Annotated in this window: 21 protein-coding genes; 4 read left to right on the forward strand and 17 right to left on the reverse strand. The window is 47.3% G+C overall.

Annotated elements, in window-relative coordinates; translation table 11 throughout:
* Positions 1-144 (forward strand): IS3 family transposase (locus LH51_RS19980; RefSeq protein WP_144244217.1); only part of this gene is annotated, 144 nt, incomplete at its 5' end.
* On the opposite strand, the gene LH51_RS08035 is transcribed toward LH51_RS19980, so the two are convergent.
* The 17 genes from LH51_RS08035 to LH51_RS08110 form a co-directional block, all read right to left on the reverse strand.
* Positions 105-590 (reverse strand): hypothetical protein, encoded by a 486-nt coding sequence (locus tag LH51_RS08035; protein WP_036521365.1) that lies wholly within the window; start codon positions 588-590, stop codon positions 105-107. The two genes, LH51_RS19980 and LH51_RS08035, sit on opposite strands and share 40 nt — an antisense overlap.
* Before the next feature lie 91 nt (positions 591-681).
* Positions 682-1,371: a hypothetical protein gene (locus LH51_RS08040; RefSeq protein WP_144244218.1), complete on the reverse strand. Its 690-nt coding sequence runs from the start codon at positions 1,369-1,371 to the stop codon at positions 682-684.
* Between the two features lie 137 nt (positions 1,372-1,508).
* Positions 1,509-1,910 carry a GFA family protein gene (locus tag LH51_RS22465; RefSeq protein WP_200881919.1) on the reverse strand — a complete coding sequence of 134 codons (402 nt, stop codon included), beginning with the start codon at positions 1,908-1,910 and terminating at the stop codon, positions 1,509-1,511.
* Between the two features lie 90 nt (positions 1,911-2,000).
* Positions 2,001-2,720, reverse strand: coding sequence for a hypothetical protein (locus LH51_RS08050; protein ID WP_036521371.1), 720 nt, complete (start codon positions 2,718-2,720; stop codon positions 2,001-2,003).
* Positions 2,721-2,819: 99 nt separating this feature from the next.
* Positions 2,820-3,566 (reverse strand): hypothetical protein, encoded by a 747-nt coding sequence (locus LH51_RS08055; protein WP_036521373.1) that lies wholly within the window; start codon positions 3,564-3,566, stop codon positions 2,820-2,822.
* 77 nt (positions 3,567-3,643) lie between these two features.
* Positions 3,644-4,117, reverse strand: coding sequence for a hypothetical protein (locus LH51_RS08060; protein WP_036521375.1), 474 nt, complete (start codon positions 4,115-4,117; stop codon positions 3,644-3,646).
* 414 nt (positions 4,118-4,531) lie between these two features.
* On the reverse strand, positions 4,532-5,008 hold the full coding sequence (locus LH51_RS08065; RefSeq protein ID WP_081960732.1) for a GNAT family N-acetyltransferase: 477 nt from the start codon (positions 5,006-5,008) through the stop codon (positions 4,532-4,534).
* Between the two features lie 18 nt (positions 5,009-5,026).
* Positions 5,027-5,740, reverse strand: coding sequence for an HAD hydrolase-like protein (locus tag LH51_RS08070; protein ID WP_160173699.1), 714 nt, complete (start codon positions 5,738-5,740; stop codon positions 5,027-5,029).
* 119 nt (positions 5,741-5,859) lie between these two features.
* A complete protein-coding gene (locus tag LH51_RS08075; RefSeq protein WP_036521378.1) occupies positions 5,860-6,639 on the reverse strand; it encodes a hypothetical protein in 780 nt (259 codons plus the stop codon).
* Positions 6,640-6,777: 138 nt separating this feature from the next.
* Positions 6,778-6,939, reverse strand: coding sequence for an Ltp family lipoprotein (locus tag LH51_RS24705; RefSeq protein WP_200881920.1), 162 nt, complete (start codon positions 6,937-6,939; stop codon positions 6,778-6,780).
* Between the two features lie 2 nt (positions 6,940-6,941).
* On the reverse strand, positions 6,942-7,202 hold the full coding sequence (locus tag LH51_RS21340) for an Ltp family lipoprotein (protein ID WP_200881921.1): 261 nt from the start codon (positions 7,200-7,202) through the stop codon (positions 6,942-6,944).
* Positions 7,199-7,549 (reverse strand): arsenic resistance N-acetyltransferase ArsN2, encoded by a 351-nt coding sequence (arsN2, locus tag LH51_RS24710; protein ID WP_052063583.1) that lies wholly within the window; start codon positions 7,547-7,549, stop codon positions 7,199-7,201. The genes LH51_RS21340 and arsN2 overlap by 4 nt, the downstream gene beginning before the upstream one ends.
* A complete protein-coding gene (locus tag LH51_RS21345; RefSeq protein WP_200881929.1) occupies positions 7,510-7,656 on the reverse strand; it encodes a hypothetical protein in 147 nt (48 codons plus the stop codon). The genes arsN2 and LH51_RS21345 overlap by 40 nt, the downstream gene beginning before the upstream one ends.
* Positions 7,657-7,744: 88 nt before the next feature.
* Positions 7,745-8,185 carry a GNAT family N-acetyltransferase gene (locus LH51_RS08090; RefSeq protein ID WP_036521483.1) on the reverse strand — a complete coding sequence of 147 codons (441 nt, stop codon included), beginning with the start codon at positions 8,183-8,185 and terminating at the stop codon, positions 7,745-7,747.
* Positions 8,186-8,540: 355 nt separating this feature from the next.
* On the reverse strand, positions 8,541-9,395 hold the full coding sequence (locus LH51_RS08095; RefSeq protein WP_144244219.1) for a hypothetical protein: 855 nt from the start codon (positions 9,393-9,395) through the stop codon (positions 8,541-8,543).
* A 91-nt stretch (positions 9,396-9,486) separates the two neighbouring features.
* Entirely contained in the window at positions 9,487-10,758 is a 1,272-nt protein-coding gene (locus LH51_RS08100; protein WP_036521381.1) for a hypothetical protein, read from the reverse strand.
* A gap of 358 nt (positions 10,759-11,116) precedes the next feature.
* Complete coding sequence (locus tag LH51_RS08110) at positions 11,117-11,815, reverse strand: hypothetical protein (protein WP_036521383.1); 699 nt, start codon at positions 11,813-11,815, stop codon at positions 11,117-11,119.
* A gap of 701 nt (positions 11,816-12,516) precedes the next feature.
* Between LH51_RS08110 and LH51_RS08115 the strand changes: the two genes are divergently transcribed.
* The 3 genes from LH51_RS08115 to LH51_RS19055 all read left to right on the forward strand — a co-directional run bounded on the left by LH51_RS08115 (position 12,517) and on the right by LH51_RS19055 (position 17,468).
* On the forward strand, positions 12,517-13,758 hold the full coding sequence (locus LH51_RS08115; RefSeq protein ID WP_200881922.1) for a tyrosine-type recombinase/integrase: 1,242 nt from the start codon (positions 12,517-12,519) through the stop codon (positions 13,756-13,758).
* Positions 13,759-13,760: 2 nt separating this feature from the next.
* Positions 13,761-14,450 (forward strand): hypothetical protein, encoded by a 690-nt coding sequence (locus LH51_RS08120; protein WP_036521384.1) that lies wholly within the window; start codon positions 13,761-13,763, stop codon positions 14,448-14,450.
* Between the two features lie 687 nt (positions 14,451-15,137).
* The gene (locus LH51_RS19055) at positions 15,138-17,468 is read left to right on the forward strand and encodes a DNA primase family protein (protein ID WP_052063585.1); all 2,331 of its coding nucleotides are present in this window, start codon (positions 15,138-15,140) and stop codon (positions 17,466-17,468) included.
* The last annotated feature ends 69 nt before the right edge of the window (positions 17,469-17,537 follow it).

The raw sequence follows: 17,537 nt of genomic DNA on the forward strand, positions 1-17,537 counted from the left end.
CCACAGCCCACACGAGCGCATATGAGGAATGATGTAGCGGCGTACATGCATTATTACAACCTGGAAAGATTACATACGGCCAACGGTGATCGGTCACCGGTGGACTATGAAAACGAGCTGAGAAAAGTGTCCGGTTTTAGTTGACCAGTACAATCCACGACCATTTCATATGCGTATTTTTCGTATGACAACTCAACTTCAGCACCTTTCTTTGGATTTCCATTCTTGAAGCAAGCATGCAGACTCAGAAATTCATGGTCACCAGATAGCTCCGATTCCACATGCCAACCAAGCTCATCGAATAAATTGGCTTTTTCTTCGAAAAAATAAGACAAGCTCACATATTCAGATTTCTGCTCTTTCCCTTTCTGCCATTCATCCCCCTTTTTCGCAAAACCAACGATCTCAACTTTGCTTATAGCGAAAGTTTTGACAGCATCGGACGAGTAGCATCGAGCTCTTACCTTGCCGTCATTAACAGAAATTGGGGCAATCTCGCGAAGAGTGCCGGGTTGGCTTCCCCCGTGATATCGAACTTTAAGAACCTCGCCTGTTTCAATAGCTGCTTTTAAAGACATCTCAGCGTTCATCTAAGCCTCCACAAAAATATAACGCCTCAATAACCGGCGCAGCTTTGCTGCGTCCGGCGCCGTAGGCGCGTAGTTTATTGACTTGTTACATTCACTTTCTAAATGAATCATCTGGATGAATTGAGCTTATACCACCCTTTGATAGATAGCCTTCAAAGCGCAATAGCTCATCATGTGCTAGATCAGTGGGGGAAAAAGCGTGTGAAACGTAAAATTCATGATCCCAAGGGATATATCCCGAGGCTTTGAAGCAGTTTAAGACAAATTCTGAGCAGAATACTCTCTCCTCACTTGCCTTATCATAATTCGGTTTCTTATCACCACCATGAATATATTTTCGATGTTCTTTCCTAAGCTTTGGTAAAGCTAGAGCTCCACTCAAATCATACTTTATGCTCTTGTCTTTACATTCGTAAGTATATGACACCATCTCGGCAATACGATCTTCATTGAGGTATTGGCACCTTGAAATCACTATATATGTGTAGGAACCAATAAATTCATCGATATCTATATGCCTGACGGCACCACCGGCAGAATCTGCGACTAGGTCATTCCCAATATATAATCCGCAATGGACATATATACCTTTGGTGAACTTTTGAATCGCTTTTGTTTTTACTTTTCCCTTAATTTCATTAGGTGGGCTCTGACAACAAAAGAGAACATCTCCCGGCTGTAAAATATTTTTATCAACTAGCTGGGGATAGCTCTTGCATAGAATTAGCCCATCAATTAAATGCTCATTACCGTTTTGATCGAATTCAGAGATTTTTGCCATTAACTTCATACCACGTGAGGCTGGGAATGTAACGCCGTTGTTCAGCGGCAGACTTGGCAGAGCGAAGCGGTGACAAGGCTGTCCGGTGGAGGGCCATTCGGCCCGGAACGAACTGCAACACTTGGTTAGGCTATATGCTACAGATCCGATTCATGGTTTATACCGTCACTGACCGGAACATTATCGATATCATGGGGGTTTACGCCCGCCAAACACCCAACATTAAACCCATAAACATTTGGATTAGAGCGTGTTTGGTGGTGGGTGTAAATACCACAGTTCGAACAAAAATAGTGCTTTGCGACTTTTGAATGAAACTGATAGAGCTTGAGTTGCTCCGCGCCTTTAACGACACGTAGACCACTCAATGGCACATAGGCCATAACTGCGCCTTTGCGCGCGCAAATGGAACAATTACACCTTTTCGGATCCACAAGACCATCAGGCAGGTCGAGCTCAAGTTGCACCATGCCACAATGGCACGTAGCCCTGTGCCTGAGTTGTATCTCAACTCCGCCTACTTGTTTGAGCATTGCCATGGCCTCTTTTTAGCCTAACGCCCGCAGCACGCGCGGCTTTGTAGTGGAGGCGAAGCCGCAACGAAAAAGCCGTCGCTTTGCCTGCGATTGTTATATTTGCCTGACTGCATAGTTTTCAGCCTGTCTGTACGCGTCACGCAATGACTTAGGCAAAACACTTAATAGAGCTTCTTTTAGAAAAGATTGCGCAACATCGCTACCCTTTTTATCACTAAACGACCATGCATCTGCATTGTCATTGCTTGCAGCATACCGGATGATACTTTCCATCAGAGACCGAACCGAACTGAAGGCTTCATCTTTTTTCATTTTTTCCAGATTGCAGACCAGTGCAGTGTGTATATTTAACTCTTCTAGATTATCAGATGGCGTTACGTCTAAGAGCAAAAGCTCGTTTTCCCCACTGTACTGCCAGTTGGTTTTTGCTTCAAAAGCTTCTACTGCAGACACGAAGGAATTGTCACTGTAGCTCCAGCCTACACCGTCAATTTTCGTAACAGCCTGAAGATCAGGATATTTATGCTTAGGCCAATAGGCTCCATACCCACAACAAAATATGTCTATATGCTCTTTTGAACGGTGATGAAAATAACTAAGGGAACCTAGTATTTCAGTCTTACAAAAATTGGTATTCGGGTTACAAAAAAGAACTGCAACAAGGCAGCGTTTTTTGATCTTTGAATTTATGTCTGCCATCGCCTGTGACGATGCAGGGCTGACTCCGTCAAAAACAACCACCCGCTTTGGGGCTGCATTGAGTTTTTTATTCACGGAGTCAGCAATATCCTTGTACTGGATAGCGTCAATCATTGTCTCATAATCTCCAAAATATAACGTAGAGCTAACCGGCGCTGCGCGGCTTTATCGCGCAGCGTCCAGCGACTGAAAGGAGCGAGGTTGAGCGCCGGGTTAGGCCTCGGACAGTTGAGGGATGCAAGCATAAGAGTCAAAGGACTGTGCCTCGGCCTTAAAGGATTGATGAAGTGGGAACGACCGCCAAGTATCGGTATATGCCAGATTCAATATTGTGGTCAATTCGACATAGGTAAATACTGTGTCGAATCCTTCGCTGGCGATTGATTTCGCAAAATTCCACGCCCAAAGCTGCCAGGACGTAAGCCCCGCAGTTTTGCTTGGAAGAGGAACGCCCCTAATTTTTAGAAATGCCATCCAATCCATGTGAATTCCACCATTCAGGTCTCTTTGACGCTCACATTCGTACAGAAGGCGCTCAAAGCCCGCTCCGTAGGAAGAATTTATGCGCCTCGTGACGAGCGCGAGGCGGATGAAATAGGTAGTGTGTTCCCTCGTGAACCTTGATGACGGGTGCAGATGATCAACTTGCCAATCGGCTGATAGTGATGTCGGTTCAATTTCGTAGTACTTGTTTAGGAAGCGTCGAAATGCCTGTCGATAGCCTCTATAGCCATTTCGAACCCACAGTTCAGGTTCCAGATTTTCCTTCGTAACAACCAAAGCCGAAATCGGGCTAATGCGACCGATTCCTTCAATGGACCAGTTGTATTCCGTCGAGTGTCTCTGCAAACGTTCGCGTGTAGTAGCGATTAAGCACGTACCCATTCGATCTCGAAAGTCTTCAAGGACACTTTTCTGTTGAAGCTCCAAGAACCGACGAACATTTGCGGAAATAGTCATGGGAGAGGCCTAACGTTTGGTTAAGGGGCGGGCTTTAGCCCGTCCCAGTGAGCGAAGCGAACGATTTGAACCAGTTGTTAGCGGTTCTCCGAGAGTTCCACTGCTTTGCCATCACCGAACCCATCATGTACCCATACTTTCGCTGGAACAGCGTAACTCCAACCTCCAGCTTTCCACCAGCACTCAGCAAACCAATATTTTATAGTGTTGGCTGCCAAGGTGAGGCCGTTAAATTCTTCGTCAGAGAAATACCTTTCGTCGAATGGCTCCATATTTTCTAAGCCAACCGAAAGCTCCATGGCCCTGCCTGGAAAAATGGATGGGTCGCTGTGGTCTACTTTGTTATTTTCTCCACGGTAGTAGATCCACGCCGTTGGGATATCAAGACCATCTTCACCAAGAAATATTTGAACCTCTGCATCTTTCACAGAGTTTGGAACGGAAATAGAAAAAAGTTCTCTTAGTTCGTCAATAAGGTGTTGAGACGTACGTTCTAAGCAGCGACGGTAGCGTGCTTGAAATTGTTCTTTACTGAGGCCAAATGGAATCATGTGTTGATACCGCTAACGCCTAAGCACACGGGCGGCCACGTAGTGGACGTCCCAGCCGCCAACGGCGGCGACGTGCTGCGACTGGTTATGGATGCTGGAGTGGCACGATGAAACGGTAATTTGCATAGCCAGCCCCTGGCACCCTGATAAAAATACAGATGCCGATATTGGCAGTATCCCTTCTTACTGGCAACCCACAATACGAAGTACGTTTTGTGACTTACCTGCTAGCAGCACCGGAACGGAACTACTGAATATTGATACTTGGTGTTGCGCTAAAAAGGTAGTGAAGGTTACACATACTTACCGAAGCAAACGTTCACGATGCCTTGCAGCCATAACGCCGCTCAGCACGAGCGGCTTTGTAGTGAAGGCGAGGCCGAAACGGAAAAGCCGTCGCTGTGCCTGGCCTGGTTAAGTTGCATGTTGCTCAATCTTTAAATGAATGAGTGCCACACGGTCTCCGTTGTAATCAACCCGTTGCTCAATGCCGTAAGGCTGGAAACCAAGCTTGGGGTAAAAGAGCAAACCTGCTACGTTTCGATTAAAGCATGACACTGAAACTGTTTTCGCGCGATGCTTCTCGAACCCCAGTTTGAGCATATGATTGATTAAATAGCGACCCACCCCAGAGCCTCTGGCTCCAGAAGCTACAACAACGTTACCGATTGAGCATAGCCCTTTCTCCCACCGATAAAAATTCGCGAAGGCAACAACCTGCCCAGCGACTTCGACTACGGTTGAGTCTGAACGCTTTTCAATGCTCTGTCGCACCTCAGCTTCCGACAATGGGAAGGCAGCACTCGGATAGCAGTAAAAAAGTTCTTCTCGTGTTTCCGAGAGCTTACAAATCTCAGGAATGTCAGATTCAGCCACTTCTCGATGATGCACTGGATCCCTCCATGCAATTTAACGCCGCCAACACGCGCAGCTTTGTAGTGAAGGCGAAGCCGCAACGGAAAAGCTGTCGCCGTGCTTGGCTTGGTTATAAGCCAATGTATTTAAGGGCTGCATCAGCTTCAGTATAATCCTGAATAGATTGAGAGCTGGAAATGCGATCTCCGACTGAAACAAAATTATATCCCAGTGTTTCAGATGCCTTTTGATCCCAAGGGCCGTCGCAAAGTAGGTTATAGAATCTAAATGCTTAATACCTGCGGTCTTTTCGGCCAATCGCATAATCTCAGTCCTGCTATAGTGGTCCGAAGAAGAGACCAGCGGTATTGACGAGAAGTTTATCCCGGCAGCTACAAGCTTCATCCGCGCCGATTCACTCCAACCACCAGTCGCAAAGGCTACCGTGACATTTTCACGCGCGATGAGTTGGGATAAAAACTCATGTGCACCGGATATCGGGGCTACATCATGACACGCGATGTAATCTGCTACGCGACTCACGAACTGCTCTTTAACTTCCGTAGTAATTCGATCAGCGTCACTTTTGAGATCTAGTTCATCTATCACCTCGGCAAGAATACCGGAATCAGTCACATGTTTGTAGCGACTCCAATCAGGCCCTACCGTCACACCCAACACATCCTCGACAGCGGCTTGAAAGCACTCCGTATCGAAATCGTATGACTCAACCAATGTTCCGTCTATGTCAAACAAGACTAGGTTCACTACCCCTCCATCTTGGCTTATAACGCCGCCAGCACGCGCGGCTTTGAAATGGAGGCGCAGCCGCAATGGAAAGCCGTCGCCGTGACGGGCCTTGTTAGGCGAAGACTCATGAAACTGGGTCAAACAATACATTGAAAAATGTGCTCTATTGGAGTGGCTGTAACAACACCTGCTTTTGAAGATGCTCCCCACACAATTCCAGTAACTCGCATATCATTCACGCTCCAATTTCGACCCTGTTCTGAAACTTCTTGGTACCGAGTATTCCAGAGAACCGAGCCGCTTAGCCCTCCAGGAACCGAAAGGTGCGTCGCTGCCTCTGTAAGCGATGTAGCGTTGGCTGGATTCCAGGCCATGCAAATGTGGTATCCATCTTTAAAAGGTGGGTGTTCAGAGAACAGTTCTGGTGGTGGGTCTACTTCATGCAGGTAAGCACCTAGACCTTTTACATTATGTTGGCCCCACAAAGCCTGTGAGTCCGCTCCAGGAAACCCTTGTAAGTAAAGATACTCTCCCTCGACCGGCTGATGTTTTTTGTCAAATGAAGCTAGTGGTATGCTCTTTCCGTTATGTGAAATTCGGTTCCATGTTCTGGATGCATCTGCAATTGCAAAGTCGACTGGATGAGCTTTCAGTAAAAATGGGCGCCCGACATTTATACCGCAATCACCACCAAAAGGCGCATACCCTATCTTTCCTTTAGCCTGAAAATTCGCAACATGCTCGCATGTACAAATCTGCACAGCTCCATGCTTTTCAACAAACCAGCCAGTTCCATGATGGTCGCCAGGCGGGGTGCGATCATCTCCATCTGGAATAAAAAGTATCGGGCATATGAACTGGTCTACAAAATCCCAAGCCTGTTCAATAATGCCTTTAGGTGGAAGATGGGTTTTCAATTCATAGTTCCTTTGGGGCCAAATTTTTCAGTCAACAATACGCCTAACGTCTGAGCTAAGCGGCGCGGCTTTAGCCGCGTCCGGTGGAGGCCCGAAGGGCCGGAACGTACTTGAGCGACTTGTTAGGCTCATGCATCTCTACTGGCAGGCACTGGTCCGTTGAGCGCCATATCTGGCTTGGGCCTGTGTGTAACCATCTCCAGCGTCTGAAGAAAGCTGTCTAATGAGGCCGCTGCAGGAGAAGCCCTGAATACTTAGGTACTGTTCTGCAGATCTAACCGCCTGCTGGTTCCAGTCCACGTTCAGGCTATCAACGGCAGCGGTTGCATCTGCCTGCTATAGCCGTCGCCGAAATCGGAGGAAAGCTGTTTGATGAGGCCGCTCCGGGAGAAGCCCTGAAAGCTGAGGTACTGCTCGGCTGATCTAACAGCATTCTTCTGAGGGCCCGTAAGGTTATCGGCCCATGTAACGGGGACTACAAATACGAAAACAATAATAGCTACTTTGAATAGCTTCATGGTCATCTCTCCCTTTTTGGCAGTTGAGCCTAACGCCGCGTTCACCGGCTTGTCCGGTGCAACGCTTGGTTAGCGATCAATGTTTTGCACATAAATATAGCTGATGCTGGGCACAGCCCAGTGAACTGAGCCGAATTTGCTATAAAAGTCGGAGCTTGGCTTCTAGGTACAACCTCATAACCAAGCTGTGGAAAAAAATCGGCTGCCGTAGTTGTTAGAAGGTACAAGGAGTTAATGCCACTTTCACCTGCCCATGCTTCCGCTTTAGCAACTAATTTCTGGCCACAACCTACCTTGCGATAAGCCTTGCCCACGACCAAGGAGCGTAATAAACCAACATTCTCGTGTGACTCTATTCCAACAATGCCGATGATGCGACCATCAACGCGCACCCCGAATATTTTAGCTGATCGGAACTACGCAGGTCTGAAACAGGAAGTCCCTCGCCTACCAGAAGCGCTTCAATTTCATCATTCAATTCGATTGGTTCTATATTCATGACTTTTGACCGCTAACGCCGCAAGCAAGCGCGGCTTTGTAGTGTAGGCGAAGCCGCAACGGAAAAGCCGTCGCCTTGACTTGCATTGTTAAGCACTGAACCTCACCTGAAATCCTTGCTTGCTAGGGCTAAAACCTGAAGACTCGTAGAACCTATACGTCGCAGGATCTTTTGAGCCGGTCATAAGCCCAACTTTATAGCAGCCAGCCCGTTGCGCGAAGGCTTGTGCGTACTGCAGGATAGCTTTGCCCACACCCTGCCCTCGATATGCTTTAGAAACGATGACGTTTTCTATGATGGCGTAGGAGCGACCGGACCAACTCAGATTAGCGCAAATGTTCACAGTGCAGGTGCCGACCAAACCTTCTACGGCAAAAGCACCTACAACACACCCACCAGACTGGAGTATAGAAGCGAAGACGTTTTGTACTTCATCGTCGGTAGGTCTCGGTGACTTGGGTCGGTCATATTCGTCATATAGATCCAGCACCTCAACAATCTCTGCAATCTGTACTTGCCGAATCTCCATAGTGGCTCTCTTCATGCTTAACGCCTAAGCACACGGGCGGCCACGTAGTGGGCGTCCCAGCCGCCAACGGCGGCGACGTGCTGCGACTGGTTATGGATGCTGGAGTGGCACGATAAAACGGTAACTTGCATGGCCAGCCCCTGCCACCCTGATAAAAATACAGATGCCGATATTGGCAGTAACCCTTCTTACTGGCAACCCACAATACGAAGTACGTTTTGTGACTTACCTGCTAGCAGCACCGGAACGGAACTACTGAGTATTGATACTTGGTGTTGCGCTAAAAAGGTAGTGAAGGTTGCACATACTTTCCGAAGCAAACGTTCACGATGCCTTGCAGCCATAACGTCCCAAATCAGCCGCGCGGGTTTTGCGTCGGCTGAATTTGGTTGTTATGCGAATCTGTGCTGGAACCCCAAGAAGAAAAATCAAGTAGGGGCGGCAACTTGATCAAGCCAGCTTGAACCATAGCCATAAACACAAGCAGAATGGTTAATGAAACCATTTTTCTTTGTAGTTTCACAGCCTCCGAGTGCCTGCGTTCCTCCTCTTCGTACCTTTCCAGGGTACTGATAGCTTTTCCTGTCACCACGTACTCATGATTGAGATTGTTCAGCTCTCCTGACTCAACCAAAGAATCAAGATATAGCTCTAGTTTTTGCTGTTGTTCGTCAGCTGATGGATGAAGTACCCAATTCGTGGAATAGAGCTTCGTCATTAAATCGATTATTCCAATTCCATTATGTTCGCGATCGAGCTGATCATTCATCATAAACTCAAGCAATTCCATTCTCTTTTTCGTAACCAGCTTTCGCTTGTTGAAGAAATATTTATGGGTGGCTTCTATATACCGGACAACACTAATTTTTAGGTATTCGAGCCTTGACACGTGGTGGAATGCAAAATCAAATATGCTGTCATACGTTACAGTTGCAAGACCATAGTAGTGAGTTATTCTTAGCTCGTAATCTCCAATATCCTCCAAGGAAACCGAGTGTTCGTCTGAATACGAACGACCATCCCAGCGTAACCCGCTAAGCACATTTGCTTCGTATGCCGTTGCGATGAAGAATGGCTCGCCGTTTGTGTCCAACGATACAACAAAACAATTTACACGCGCTCCAGCATCTCCAGAGCGTGGAATTCTCGACTCACATGCTCTCGACAACAGTATAGGAAGCAACCAACGGTAGAAAATATTTCTAATCAAGCAAAATTCCCCACATATCCGAACTACTGCGCATAACGCCTTGCTCTGGGGCAAACCGAAGCGAAGCGTAGGTTTGAAGTATATTGACTTGTTATGCATTCGAGTCATAGTAAATATCGAATACATAAACACGAACCTGAATTAGCCGACTATCATCATCTTTAGACATAAATTCGTAGTGCCATTCACCCTCACTAATATTTTTCATATGCTTTTTAAATCGAGGATGAGATTTAAGTATTTCAGGCGTTTTCTCTAGTAGTTCAGTGAACTTTTTGTTGTGCTTATTAAATATAATGATAGAGGCTTTGCAGTCTCGCCAAGTAAGGTACCCGAGCAGTTGGTCTATCGCTTTGCTCAGCTCGGATGCGCCTCTCCATATTTTACACTCAGCGATAAATGCTGCTCTATTATCGCTTTCAATTTTTATATCTGTTTTTCCTAACTTTCTAAAAGCTTCACCAGTAGCTGCGCCTTTATAATGCCCATTTAAATGAGCAAGAATTATATCCCGTAGCTCTTCTTCATCATGAACGGCGTACGTTCTTGGAGTTGCCTCAAAGGTTGCGCCTTCATGTCTTATAACCGAGAGAATGTGCTCATAATCATCTACTGTTATTCCAGGCTCAGCTTTATAGCCAGATTGAGGAGGCGGAGGCAACGGTTTCACTAGGTTTTTCTTTATATCTATAGGCTTAAAGCTAGGTGCCGAGCTATTTCTTTTCATTGGAATATTAAGGAAGTCAGCGAGTCCATCGCGCTTATTCAATCTTTCTCTTCTGGCTTCCACAAGTTTTCTGACATTTATTTCAAGAGCTTCGTTATGCCCTTTAATCTGAGACAATTGGCCATTTATATAAAAACGAACCCCATCTAGGACATTGTCAAGATGCGCTTTTATTTGTTGTTGTGGCTCGTCGACAGGTTGTTGTATGACTATATCAAGATATCCAACACCATTCCTGTTAGGAGATCGAATATCTCCATGCGGAATAGTTGACCTCCACTGATTCGGCTTTAATTTCCATAACGAAGGATCTCCCGTATATGGAATGGATATAGTTACCTTAATTCCTGGCACCATTATTGGACCGCTGTCACCAAATGGATTTCGGTTACGATTATGGCTTACGTCAACCCTCACTTCTTGCTGATCCATTTCAGCTCTATCTTCATGCAGCTCTATAGGTCGAACATACAAATCATTAACAATGTGGGCTACTACATCATCAATGGGGGTTGCTAAAAATTGATCCTGACCAATAGCGTCAACTTTGTCTTTGGCTGTTCTTGCATGATGATCTAGGGTCGCACTAAGGTCACCATCCCAAAATAATGTGTTTTCCCTGCCTCGTCCGTACATCTACTTTTGAACTCCGTGTTTATGCATAACGCCCAGCTCACGCGCCGGTTTGTAGCCGCCAAGCAGCGTAAAAGCGGTCGCTGTGCAGCCGATTGTTATACAATCACTCAGTATTATTTTTGAAAAAAGCAGTGACTTTTTTCAAAACATATATATATATAAAAACCACCAAAACAATATAAGCACAAAGAACGACACCAATAACTAATTTATTGCTCAAGTAGCTTAAAAGAACAAAAATTCCATAGATAGCAAGGGCCCAATACAATAAACCCAAAATCTCATCAATCAACGTGAATTTTGATATGTAATATGCCATTTTCTCTTCTGCATATCAGATGCCTCATGTCTCGTGGGATCAGTTTAATTCATATTTTCTGTTGATCGCATCCATGAATTCATCATGATTTCGTTCAGCAGTAGATATAGCCTGAACATATTTTTCCAAGGGTTTTTCCAGTAGAAAATATAGCAGCTGCAAATCCCCTTTTCTTTGTAGGATGAAGTAGAGTTGCGGACTCTTCATTCGAAGTCTCATGGCTGCATGTGAAGAGCGCTGCATTAGCCCTTGCATCATAAGCAGACCGATGGGAGTGCCTATACCTGTAGCTGATGCACCTGCCGATACCCCAATACGTTTTGCAATCTGTTTATATGCTGCACTTGCTGCAATGGCAAAAGCAATTCTAGTAGCTACTGCCTCAGCAAGTTTTTTACCTATCACCATTCTCCCGGCTGTATAGCTAGCGCCTATACCCGCCTGCTCTGCCAATGTCGCAATCGCGTCTTCAGGAAAATATGAGTAATAGTGCTCAAGAACATAAACAATACTTTTGTAAAGAGGACTCCTTCGATCACTGGAGCCATACCTGAAAAAGTCCTCGAGCAAAGATACCATTGCCCTATTTTCATAGCCAATGTTAGCTATTCGACTATCGTTACCAAGCCCAAGTCCCTCTCCTGTTCGTTGTATGCCAAAAGCAACATCTTGCCCTACAGAGTAAACTCCTTTACCTAGAGCTACGGCAACATCAATTGAACTATCCATAAATGACATGACTTTCTCCCTTTTTGTATCATTTATATCGTGGCTTCAAAGACCACTTCGCTAAGACTACAATCCCAGCCGATTAATTGAACCCCGGCTAATTCAAAACCCAGGGCTTCTCCATCGTCTCTTGCATCCATGGCATTCATACCCGATAGGCAAACTGATCATGCGGACCACAGTCCAAGAATAGGCTTTATGGAGGGGGATCATAAACTGGTCGCCAGTTTGATGTGATGTCTATTTTTTTTGCTGCAGGCAGGCTACCGCAGGGCCGGTGCTCCATCACAGCTGTAGAATATGTCCAGATTGTCTGTAGGAATTAAAACAAGCAAAGTTGAATATTGCAAGACTTGCATGCAGGTGTGAGCTGTGAACTATTAGGGTTTGTGTGGTGTTTGTTGTGATGATGGTGCCCCGAACCGGACTCGAACCGGTACAGCCTTTCAGCCGAGGGATTTTAAGTCCCACAAATTAAACTTTTGCCATGCTTGATTACCCTTGATACAATGCATATAAATCAATGATTAGGGTCATTTATATATACAACTAGCATTGAACGGGATTGATCATTTTTTGGATTTTTCTCTTACATCTGCCGTTACATACCTAGCGATGTAAGAAACGAGGTACAGCATGGCTAAGGTATCGTTTACAGCAAAACGCATCAGAGAGCTCACTTGCCCAGCCGACAAGCGGCAGGCGTTCTTATGGGATACTACAGCGCCCGGGCTGGGCTTGCGCATCACGCCAACCGGAAAGCCCGCCTATGTATTCCAGAGCGTTTACCAAGGCAAAACCCTACGCATCACTATTGGCAGCCAGAGGCATGGTCGATCACCGACGCTCAGGGTAAAGCTCGGGAATTACAAAGACTGATTGATGAGGGGATCGATCCACGCGAGAAAAAACGGCAGACCCTGGCAAAAGCGGAAGCGGCCAAGGCAAGACAGACCGCCGAAGCCGTCACCGTGGCCGAAGTGTGGAAGGCGTATATTGCCGCCCGTTCGCATAAATGGGGAGAACACCACAAGAAAGACCATGCACGGCTGGCGCGCTCACCTGGCACCACCAAGACAGGCAAGCCAACCAATGCCGGTCCTTTGCATTTTTTCATGAGCAAGCGCCTAGCCGAGCTTTCCCCCACCATGATTGAGCACTGGGCATACGATGAAGGCAAGACCCGCCCCACAGCAGCCCGGTTAAGTTGGCGGCTACTCAAGGCGTTCTTGACGTGGTGCAGCAATCAGGACGAATACCAAGCCCTGACGCCTGACAATCCCGCAAGCACCAAGACAGCACGCGAATCACTGGGCACACCACAGGCCAAGACTGACTCACTAGAAAAGGGCCAGCTACCGGCGTTCTTTACCGCAGTGCAGGGCCTGAATAATCCGACCATCGCCGTCTACATTCAGAGCCTGCTACTCACTGGCGCAAGGCCCGGGGAATTGTTGGCGCTCAAATGGGCAGACGTTAATGGCAAATGGCAGAGCATTACGATACGGGACAAGGACTCAAGCAAAGGCGGCATTGAAGGCACCCGCACCCTACCCCTCACCCCTTACGTTCATCACCTGCTGGCAAGCTTACCCAAGCGTAGCGAATGGGTCTTTTCCAGTGCTACCAAGCGCCAGCCAATAAACCCACCCCATACCCGCTTAGCCGAAGCTGTGCAGGTAGCTGGACTGGATAGTCTGACCCTTCACGGTTTGCGGCGTTCGTTCGGCAGCTTATCAGAATGGCTAGAGCTACCGGCTGGCGTGGTGGCGCAAATCCAAGGTCACAAGCCTAGCGCAACAGCGGAACGGCATTACCGTGTTCGCCCGCTCGACCTGTTACGAGTTCACCATGAACGCTTTGAGGCGTGGATTCTGAAACAAGCGGGTATCGACTTTGAACCACAGCAACAGCCCGGCGCGTTGCGCGTGGTGGCAGGCGGGGAGTCGTGAGTATGCGAGCGCCCTATTTCCTAAAGACACCACGGCTTTTTGATGACGTTCCCGAATACACACCAAGCGTCAGCAAGGAAGAAGTACAACGCGCCATTAGAAATTATCGCGCCATTGAAAAGGCAGGCGGAAAACCCAGCGATAAATTAAAGCGCTTTGCTGATGCGGTATTTGATGCCATTGCAAATAATAAGTTTGATCACAAACCAGAACCGCACCGCAAGGATGCCGCAGACTCTGAGGATAATATTACTCTTGGGTTGCACGCTTGGTACTTGCGAGAATTCGACCCCCAGATAAAGGAGCTGTCTTGGGGTGCTGAGCGCGATGTTAGTCCCGCGTATATAGCCATAGAAGAACGGTTAAAAGGCGAATGGAAAGGTGTGCTCAATGATCATGAATTTATCAAATATTTCGGGACAAGTACCAAGACATTAGGACGCAAAATAAAAACAGCCTTGGAAGAAGGCTTTTATCATTCAAATGACGAGAATGCCGATTTCGTAAATTTGCAGGTTGCTCGATACCTTTGTCAGTGGGTGGGAATACCCGACAACGAGCAAAAGGAAACCGCCTGCAATATCGTGAGTGGATTTAAGGAGCGTTCCGGCCTCACCACTGCAATATCCCCCAACGCTATAGAGAAGCTTTGGCCCGAGCATACGGGCAGCGACTGGTTACCAAGAACGTGACCTAGCGGACAAGTTCGACTTTACGACTTGTCCATTATCGTCGAATACTGCGCATTCAATATAGCTCCATTGATTACTCAAGTGGAGCCAAGACCATGTTGCAGAACTATACCCCGCTCGACCAAGAGAGCCGCTCGGCCATCACCACACGCGAAGCGGCTTATCACCTAAATCGTCAAATGCAGACGCTCCATATATGGCTTGCAAGGAGAATGGCCCTGTTCGCCCCATTCGTGTTGCTGGCCGATTAGCCTGGCCGGTTGCTGAGATTAAGCGCGTTCTTGGCATGGGGGCGTGATATGAGAAATAACAAAAAACCCGGCTTTGGGGAAAGCCGGGCTCAGAAGAAATTTACCAATTCAGACAATCTTCATAATAGCACCATACCTGCCAGCATACCAACACTCGGCGAGATTATGAGTACCCGGGAATCAGCCATTGCACACCTATTCCCAGTAAAAGCTAAAAAGTGTGCCGAGTGCAAAAAGCCGCTTAACAAAAGAACTAGGCGACGAGTGGTTATATTTCGCACAGTCAATGGTCATCCGTGTTTGAGTGCATTCCAGTTGTGCAAAAAATGCAGGGCACAAGCAGAGGCCGACTCATCCAAGACGCCGGTTATATTACGTGATATGGCAGCGGCTGATTATATATTTACCAACGACAGTGTAGACGGGGTGCACTAATATGCGACTCCCCTTCTACTCTACCGTCACCTGTACCAGACCGGCTAAAAACATAGGTCTTAATGACTTATTGGCAATGGCTAGCGCCCCAAGCATTGGCCCCAAGAATGCCGCGGCTGCTATAACGCCGTTTCACTCTGACGGCAAAACCAAGGATCATGCTGAATCCGCACTTTATTCGTTATTAGTAATCGATCACGATAATGACCACTTAAATCGGGATCAACTATCAGGACGTTATGATGCTTTTGAATGTGCCTATTTGGCTTTTACAACGTCGAGTCATTTACTAGACGGTAAAGGTCGTCGCTGGAAAGTCATCATCATTTTAGCCGAAGCTGTTACCCATGCCCAATACATTGAATTGGCTGGAGGGCTGGCGCTAATGATGGGCGCTGATGACGCCCAGGCACGTGGAACACAGGTCTTTTACGCGCCTAATAAACTGTCGGCCAATTCGCCTTATGAGTTTATCGACTGCACAAATCGCCCCGCACTGGAGTCTAACCACTGGCTGGCAGAAGCCGCGATGGCATGCATGGAAGCGGCGAAGCCCCAAACCCCTGCTAAACCCCAACCAAAGCCGCGCAATGTGAGCGATGACAACGGCATCATTACCAAGATATGCGCTGCGTACTCCATGAACGACCTGCTTGAGAGCGCAGGCTATAAGAAACGCGGATCAAAATACCTAAGTCCTAACAGCAGCACTGGCGCGCCTGGCGTTGTCGTACTAGAGCGCGATGGCAAAGAGCTTGTCTATAGCCATCACAGCGCTAGTGATCCGCTAAGCCGTGAGAATCACAACGGCCATGCGCTAGATACGTTCGATGTGGCCGTAGCGCTTTTCTATGGTGGCGATGATCGGACCGCGCTTGCTGCTGAGGCCGCGAAGCTAGACCCCCAAGGGCAAAGGGATCGCCAGCGGGCTTTCATGGCTGAGCAGAGAGCGGCCGCGTTTGGCACACCAGCAGCGGCACCGCAAACCGACTTAGACCTAGCACACCAGTTAGCAGCCGAGATCACTCCAGAGAACGTGCTAACCGATCCGGTTGGCGTGTGGTATTGGTCAAATAATGGCGTGTGGTCATGTCAAGATGACCGTGCAGTTAAGCAATGGGTACAGAATTTTATTACGGGTAAGGTTGATCGAATCGGCAAGAGTAAAGTTGACAGCATTGCTGACTTATTTAAAAACCATACCTATAAAAGCCATCACGAATTCGATATTGGCCCTCCTGAATGTGTCAACGCTATTAATGGCGAGATTACGTTAATTAATGGCGCGTGGTCGGTACAGCCTCATAACCGTGAACATTACCGTACAACACAAATCCCTGTCAGTTATAACGCCAATGCTCCCGCGCCAAGATTCAATCAATTTATGGTTGAAATTTTTAATGGTGATAATGATGCATCTGATAAGCGTACCGCGCTATTAGAAATGATTGGCTATTCCTTAATGGCACATTGTCGACACGAGAAATTCATCATCCTAGTGGGCAGCGGTGCTAATGGTAAAAGCGTTTTATTAGCCGTTCTTGAGGCGCTGCTAGGCAGTCGTAACGTCGCTGGTGTTCAGCCTTCCCAATTTGGCCGCAGTTTCCAGCGCGCTCATTTGCATAGCAAATTGGCAAATATTGTTACTGAGATTAGGCAGGGTGAAATAATTGATGACGCAAGTTTGAAAGGGATTGTGTCAGGCGAACCAACGACCGTAGAGCATAAGTTTAAAAATCCCTTCGTTATGCGCCCATTTTCTACTTGCTGGTTTGGCACTAACCACATGCCACACACCCGAGACTTTTCGGATGCGTTGTTTAGGCGTGCCCTGGTGGTGGAGTTCAACAACCGCTTCAAGCCAGCGCTTGGCAACTGCGACCCACAACTAAAAGACAAACTGCTAGATGAATTACCGGGCATTTTACGCTTGTCCCTGGATGCTTACGCCAAAGCTGTAGCCAATGGCTTTACTACGCCAACGAGTTGTCAGAGCGCTAAAGAGCGATGGCGCTTGGAAGCTGATCAAGTCGCACAGTTTATTGAGTCGGAATGTGAGCCGGTAGCTGGGGAGCGTATTCCACCACAGCAGCTATTCAATGCATACCGCGTTTGGGCCGGTGATAACGGCATTCAGAAAAAGCTTACACAGCGCTCATTCTTAGATCGACTTGTATCACTCGGATACGAAAGGCAGAAATCTAGCGGCATCAGGTACATCTGTGGCCTTAAGTACCTTCGTGTCATTAGCCATTCTGGTGTGGTCGATAGGGACGGGAGGGACGCAAGGGACGGTGAAAGCGAGATAAGTATTAACTTTGAAAATCAATAAATAAAGGAATTATAAATTATGGAAATGAATATGTGTGTAGTAGGGGTAATGTCGGTTCAACCGTCCCTT

Source organism: Nitrincola sp. A-D6, assembly GCF_000764495.1.
Lineage (GTDB): Bacteria > Pseudomonadota > Gammaproteobacteria > Pseudomonadales > Balneatricaceae > Nitrincola.

Excerpts from the sequence above, each read along its gene's own strand:
- LH51_RS08035 (WP_036521365.1), bottom strand. The coding sequence starts at position 590 with ATGAACGCTGAGATGTCTTTAAAAGCAGCTATTGAAACAGGCGAGGTT.
- LH51_RS08040 (WP_144244218.1), bottom strand. The coding sequence starts at position 1,371 with ATGGCAAAAATCTCTGAATTCGATCAAAACGGTAATGAGCATTTAATT.
- LH51_RS08100 (WP_036521381.1), bottom strand. The coding sequence starts at position 10,758 with ATGTACGGACGAGGCAGGGAAAACACATTATTTTGGGATGGTGACCTT.
- LH51_RS08120 (WP_036521384.1), top strand. The coding sequence starts at position 13,761 with ATGCGAGCGCCCTATTTCCTAAAGACACCACGGCTTTTTGATGACGTT.
- LH51_RS22465 (WP_200881919.1), bottom strand. The coding sequence starts at position 1,910 with ATGGCAATGCTCAAACAAGTAGGCGGAGTTGAGATACAACTCAGGCAC.
- LH51_RS08050 (WP_036521371.1), bottom strand. The coding sequence starts at position 2,720 with ATGATTGACGCTATCCAGTACAAGGATATTGCTGACTCCGTGAATAAA.
- LH51_RS08110 (WP_036521383.1), bottom strand. The coding sequence starts at position 11,815 with ATGTCATTTATGGATAGTTCAATTGATGTTGCCGTAGCTCTAGGTAAA.
- LH51_RS08060 (WP_036521375.1), bottom strand. The coding sequence starts at position 4,117 with ATGATTCCATTTGGCCTCAGTAAAGAACAATTTCAAGCACGCTACCGT.
- LH51_RS08090 (WP_036521483.1), bottom strand. The coding sequence starts at position 8,185 with ATGGAGATTCGGCAAGTACAGATTGCAGAGATTGTTGAGGTGCTGGAT.
- LH51_RS19055 (WP_052063585.1), top strand. The coding sequence starts at position 15,138 with ATGCGACTCCCCTTCTACTCTACCGTCACCTGTACCAGACCGGCTAAA.
- LH51_RS21345 (WP_200881929.1), bottom strand. The coding sequence starts at position 7,656 with ATGAATATAGAACCAATCGAATTGAATGATGAAATTGAAGCGCTTCTG.
- LH51_RS08115 (WP_200881922.1), top strand. The coding sequence starts at position 12,517 with ATGGGATACTACAGCGCCCGGGCTGGGCTTGCGCATCACGCCAACCGG.
- LH51_RS08055 (WP_036521373.1), bottom strand. The coding sequence starts at position 3,566 with ATGACTATTTCCGCAAATGTTCGTCGGTTCTTGGAGCTTCAACAGAAA.